The following is a 560-nucleotide window of genomic DNA, read 5'->3' as shown; positions in this document are numbered from 1 at the left end:
TGGTACTTGTTTTCATTCGCCACAATCCCGATGGCGTTATCAATCTTCTTCTCATTGGTAAGCCCGTAGGTTTCTTCCAGATAGAGAAGCAGATACTTCATATCTGTATCGTTCAGGGCGGTGCTTTCCCTGTGGAAGCCGATGGGCTTTATGATGTCCTTGCGGTCGGTCAGGATGTTGTATGCGATAGCCCCGGAAAGCAGCGGGTCACGCTGGAATACGGTCAGGCAGTTCCGTATGCTCTGACGGACACCGCCTTTCTCGGTAGTTTCCAGCCCCGCCTTGATTTCCTCAATGCTCTGGGGCGGCTGCATGGCGTTCATGGTGTTTTTTAGTTCTTGCTGCGTTTGCGGCGGCAAGCTCTGCCATTCGCTTTTCAAGCTGTATCACATCCTTCCCGTAGTCCGTAATCAAAGCTGCTTTTTCCTCTGTCTCCCCAAAGAGCAGCACATCCAGCAGATATTCCACTTGGTCTTGCTTCTGTAAGGCTTCCACAAACCGTGGATGAAAGGCTTCCTCCGGGGAGTGCGGGGCATAATCCTTTCTCCATGCCCGAAGCA

At 52.0% G+C, this 560-nt stretch carries 2 pseudogenes; both read right to left on the bottom strand.

Features of this window, described 5'->3' with window-relative positions:
• A pseudogene (locus DWY84_RS17205) lies at positions 1-323 on the bottom strand (virulence-associated protein E); the annotation flags it as partial.
• Positions 292-560 (bottom strand): annotated as a pseudogene (locus DWY84_RS17200) (DNA primase); the annotation flags it as partial. The pseudogenes DWY84_RS17205 and DWY84_RS17200, both read right to left, overlap by 32 nt.

It is taken from the genome of Clostridium sp. AF27-2AA (genome assembly GCF_003478505.1).
Taxonomy (GTDB): Bacteria; Bacillota; Clostridia; order Lachnospirales; family Lachnospiraceae; genus Brotaphodocola.
This window is presented reverse-complemented; position numbering and strand designations above follow the sequence as displayed.